We start from the raw sequence: 4,445 nt of genomic DNA, 5'->3' as shown, positions 1-4,445 counted from the left end.
TAGTCCCGACGGCAAGACTTTGGTGAGCGGTAGTGATGACAACACTATCAAACTCTGGAATGTAGAAACAGGCCAAGAAATCCGCACCCTCGAGGGGCATGATAACTCTGTCTGGCATGATAACTCTGTCACAAGCGTTAATTTTAGTCCCGACGGCAAGACTTTGGTGAGCGGTAGTGATGACAAGACTATCAAACTCTGGAATGTAGAAACAGGCCAAGAAATCCGCACCCTCAAGGGGCATGATAACTCTGTCTATAGCGTTAATTTTAGTCCCGACGGCAAGACATTGGTGAGCGGTAGTTGGGACAACACTATCAAACTCTGGGATGTAGAAACAGGCCAAGAAATCCGCACCCTCAAGGGGCATGATGACTCTGTCTGGAGCGTTAATTTTAGTCCCGACGGCAAGACATTGGTGAGCGGTAGTGGTGACAAGACTATCAAACTCTGGAATCTTGGGACAGACTGGGGCTTAAGTGATTTAATGGGACGTAGTTGCGCTTGGGTGCGGGTTTATTTGCAGAATAATATTAATGTCAGGGAGGAAGATAGGCATTTGTGTGATGGGATTGGTACAAAGAATTAGCCCACCAATTTAATAATAAAGTTGATCTGTTACAGCCGATTCTTAATTTAGGTTTTTTTTCAGAGATTATCGCCACAAACACGCACCCTACAAGAGCGGCTATTCAGAAAAAAATAAAAATCTACACTTCAACCAAATGAACCCAACTTAGAGAAGATTTAACGCTGTTAAATAAGCGTTTATCGCTGGTGTATAAATTTGCTTGAAATCGTTGAGCTAATACTAGATAATGGGCATCATAAGTAGCAGGAAGATTCAAGGTTTGCGAAATTTCTATTGCTTGGTAATGGAGGTAAAGATCTCCATGAAACTGAATGGGTAAATCTAAGACTTCTGTAAGGAGGGTTTGCGCTTCTGTCTCCAAAATTTGACCAGCTTTTTTCAGACGATGAAATACGTTAGTGACTTCGTAACATAATAAAGTTGGCGCAATCACTAAATTTTCCTCGGTCATCCATTTTTGCCAGAGTTGACTATACATTGTTACAGAAGGTTCAACCGTTGTTAAACGAACTATAAAACTAGAATCAACACAGATAAATGTATTAGTCATTATTTTCTCTATTCACTCACAATTTCTTCCATAAATTGCCGATCTCTTTCTTCTCTCATTTGATGAATAATTTCAGTAACATCGGTTTCAAATGGGTTTCCCTGACGACGTTCATAAATGGCTTTTCGAGTTGCGTCAATTCGTTCTAATGCAATTTCCCAAGAGGGGTGATCTTTGAGTTTTTTTCCTAACAATTCCTGTTCTTCTAGGGACAAGGATTTAATTGCATTAACTAGAGATTCCACGAGTTGAATATTCATTTTTTTTACATCTTTGACCAAAATTATCGGTGTTTATGAAGAGTTATTATAGCCTAGCCTTTGAATTATAACAAAGAGACGCAAACTCCGTCGCTTACGTCCCCAATTCATCCCCAATCAAAGTTTACCGCTTGGATAACCGAGAAATAACCCGTTTAAAGTCATATCATCCGTAAGGAAAATTAGCCCGACTTTTTTAACAATTGTCGGCAAAATTTTGCTTGCTTTTTTCACGGCTTTTTGCAATAATATTTTTATAAGACTTTATATATAATGGAGTGGTGGCACTCCAAAAAAGATAGACAGATTCCCATTATAAGAAAAGTATAACCGAAGCCGCCGCCCAAGTCAAGGGATCACTCCTTTTTTTTTGAGAAGTTTTCAGAAAAAAAAATCAAAGAGGCAGCCGGAGATATTCGGTTTTTCTTCACTTTTTGGGCGAAAAAACCCTTTTAGGATGCCTATAATAGGAGAGAGAAAGGGTTAAAAACTAAAAAAAAATGGCGGAGAGAGTCCAGAAAATCCTTGCCCAGTGGGGAATTGCCTCCCGAAGAAGGGCGGAGGAGATGATCGTAGCCGGACGAGTGAGACGGAATGGCAAAATCGTGCAGTTAGGAGAAAAAGCCGACCCCGAAAAAGATCACCTAGAGATAGACGGAAAAAAAATTGAACCGGCCAATCGTCCCCAAAGATTGTATATACTGATCAACAAACCCATTGGTGTGGTTTCTACCTGTAAGGATCCACAAAACCGGCCGACGGTAATTGACCTTTTGCCCGACTCCCTCGCCAGCGAGACAGGGTTACATCCCGTAGGAAGGTTGGACATTAACACCACTGGGGCTTTACTCCTCACCAACGACGGTCAACTCACCCTCACCCTCACCCATCCCCGTTATCATTTGCCCAAAACCTATCGGGTTTGGCTAGATGGTGCGATTGATAGACTTGCGCTCCAGCGTTGGCGAGAAGGTATCCTCTTAGAGGGAAAAAAAACCTTACCCGCACAGGTTGAGATACTCAAGCAAACCGACCAAAAAACCCTACTAGAAGTTATTTTAGTGGAGGGAAGAAATCGGCAGATTCGCTGTGTAGCCGAAGAATTAGGTTATCACGTCCTGAAACTTCATCGCAGTGCCATCGGTCGTATTCAACTAAACTCTGGTAATAATTCCCCCTTACCCTTGGGTCATTACCGTTTTTTAACCCTTGATGAACTGAAATATTTAACAAGCCAGATTAACTAAGCTGAAAGTCAGCCCCTAATAGCGATATGTTTCGCCTTCTCCAATCACAACTTGATCCCCAGCATAAACAGCGAACCAAATTACTGGAAATCGGCGTTTATTTGCAAAAAAATCGCCTAGAACAGTCCCTTTCCCTCGAAGAAATTGCCCAGAAAACCTTAATCCCGCGCCATCGCCTAGAAGCGCTGGAAGCGGGGGATTTGGAAGCATTGCCCGAACCGATTTATATTCGTTGGTTAATCAAGCAATTTGCTGATAGTCTCGCCTTGGATGGTGAGACGATTAGCCGACGTTTTCCCACCAAGGTAAATAACTTTTTTAGGGGAACAAAACCGTCTTTATCGCTGCCGCGTCTTCAAATTCGCCCGATTCATCTCTATTTTCTTTATTTAATCTTAGTTATTGGTTCCGTACAAACCCTATCCCACGTCCTGCAAAAATCGGTACTGCAATCGAATCGCTTACCGCCGCCTTCCTTGCCACAACAGCAAATTGTCCAACCGAAAAGCAATCCCCTTCAACCGGTAGCCAACAAAACCAGCAATAATCAGCAGCTGGTGGTGGGGGTAAAACTGGAGGATGACTGCTGGCTGCGGGTGGTGGTGGATGGCAAGACAGAATTTGAGGGTGTGCTGCCCCAAGGAACCCATCGCACTTGGCAAGCAAACCGAGAATTAACCGTGAGGGCGGGTAATGCCGGCGGGGTTTACGTTGCTGTTAATAATGCCAATGCTAAACAACTGGGGCAACCGGGCAAAGTCGAGGAAGTCACCTACCGGGCAAATTGAGCTAATTTATGCAAAAGGTTTTTTCACCCCTCGATCGCCTTCAGGGAGGGTTAATCGGGGCATATATCGGGGAATCCTTGCATAATCAGCCCCTAATACCAGCCTTTAACTATGAGGCTACGCCAAGGACGACCCTGCTTTTGCAAGCTCTGCAATCTAAGGAAGACTTGCAGATTGTGATCGCAGCCAAGCAAGAGTCGGAATCGGCGTTATTATTTGTGCTGTTGCCGGAGATTTTAACCTGGCCTGACCATGGGGAACGTTGGCAAGCTAGATTAAATTTTTGGCTGAAAAAGGGCTTAATTTCCGAGTTAACCCAACAAGAAGCGATAATTTGGGGAGAGGCAGTAGGTCTGTTATTACAGGGGAAAAAGCCTTTAAATCAGTTAATGGGGCAATTACTAACTATTAAGCCCAAGAATAAGCTATTAGAGCAGATTCAGTCAGCTTTAGGGCAAAATCATCCCTTAGAGTTCATTTTATCGGCTTGGGCGAAAGATATCTCACCTTTAGGAATTGCGATCGCGGCTTCTCTCTATACCTTTCTGCAAACGACCGAGGATTTCGCCGTTAGCGTGCGTCGCGCTAATTCTAGTCCCTATCAACGGCAATTAACCACCACTTTAGCGGGAATTTGGGCGGGATTGTACAACGGTATCGAGGGTATTCCCCTAGCTTGGCGGCAAAATTTGCCGAAAGAGCCAGTTAAACAGCAATTAATGGATAAAGCTGGGGAAATCTATCGAATTTCCCTGGGGATATCTCCTCATCTTGTCCTATCTCCTGACACTGCCGTCGCTTACGGGGGAACAATCCAACCCCGTCCCAGCTTAAAATTGGTCTCTCAAATTGACATCCTCGCCGCCGTAAAACGGACGGCGATTCCTCACCACGCCACTTTTTTAGGGTAGTCGCTGAACGGGGTTGACGCTTCACCGAAAAACGCTTAATTGCTTAAGTCTGACACTTTCGACCCGTCCGTTTTCAGTGTCCGAATGCCCTCCGGCC

6 protein-coding genes are annotated in these 4,445 nt (G+C 44.1%); 4 read left to right on the top strand and 2 right to left on the bottom strand.

Translation table 11 applies throughout. The annotated features are described in order from the left end of the window. Positions 1 to 589, top strand: a 589-nt coding sequence (locus tag BGL89_RS03230; RefSeq protein ID WP_286824417.1) for a WD40 repeat domain-containing protein, incomplete at its 5' end; no start/stop codon positions are given. Between the two features lie 121 nt (positions 590 to 710). Here BGL89_RS03230 and BGL89_RS03225 read toward each other — a convergent pair. Then, entirely contained in the window at positions 711 to 1,142 is a 432-nt protein-coding gene (locus BGL89_RS03225) for a type II toxin-antitoxin system VapC family toxin (RefSeq protein WP_286824416.1), read from the bottom strand. Between the two features lie 8 nt (positions 1,143 to 1,150). After that, positions 1,151 to 1,402, bottom strand: coding sequence for a hypothetical protein (locus tag BGL89_RS03220; RefSeq protein WP_286824415.1), 252 nt, complete (start codon positions 1,400 to 1,402; stop codon positions 1,151 to 1,153). Between the two features lie 500 nt (positions 1,403 to 1,902). Between BGL89_RS03220 and BGL89_RS03215 the strand changes: the two genes are divergently transcribed. Genes BGL89_RS03215 through BGL89_RS03205 form a run of 3 tightly spaced genes read left to right on the top strand, consistent with a single transcriptional unit; the run spans position 1,903 to position 4,348 of the window. After that, positions 1,903 to 2,649, top strand: coding sequence for a pseudouridine synthase (locus BGL89_RS03215; RefSeq protein WP_286824414.1), 747 nt, complete (start codon positions 1,903 to 1,905; stop codon positions 2,647 to 2,649). Between the two features lie 26 nt (positions 2,650 to 2,675). Beyond that, a complete protein-coding gene (locus tag BGL89_RS03210) occupies positions 2,676 to 3,437 on the top strand; it encodes a helix-turn-helix domain-containing protein (RefSeq protein ID WP_286824413.1) in 762 nt (253 codons plus the stop codon). A gap of 8 nt (positions 3,438 to 3,445) precedes the next feature. Further along, positions 3,446 to 4,348, top strand: a complete 903-nt coding sequence (locus BGL89_RS03205; RefSeq protein WP_286824412.1) for an ADP-ribosylglycohydrolase family protein — start codon at positions 3,446 to 3,448, stop codon at positions 4,346 to 4,348. Positions 4,349 to 4,445: the final 97 nt, after the last annotated feature.

The organism is Microcystis sp. LSC13-02, from assembly GCA_002282935.1.
Classification (GTDB): domain Bacteria; phylum Cyanobacteriota; class Cyanobacteriia; order Cyanobacteriales; family Microcystaceae; genus Microcystis.
The sequence above is the reverse complement of the archived record's forward strand: the minus strand, read 5'-3'. Positions and strand labels throughout refer to the sequence as shown.

Excerpts from the sequence above, each read along its gene's own strand:
- BGL89_RS03205 (WP_286824412.1), top strand. The coding sequence starts at position 3,446 with ATGCAAAAGGTTTTTTCACCCCTCGATCGCCTTCAGGGAGGGTTAATC.
- BGL89_RS03225 (WP_286824416.1), bottom strand. The coding sequence starts at position 1,142 with ATGACTAATACATTTATCTGTGTTGATTCTAGTTTTATAGTTCGTTTA.
- BGL89_RS03210 (WP_286824413.1), top strand. The coding sequence starts at position 2,676 with ATGTTTCGCCTTCTCCAATCACAACTTGATCCCCAGCATAAACAGCGA.
- BGL89_RS03215 (WP_286824414.1), top strand. The coding sequence starts at position 1,903 with ATGGCGGAGAGAGTCCAGAAAATCCTTGCCCAGTGGGGAATTGCCTCC.
- BGL89_RS03220 (WP_286824415.1), bottom strand. The coding sequence starts at position 1,402 with ATGAATATTCAACTCGTGGAATCTCTAGTTAATGCAATTAAATCCTTG.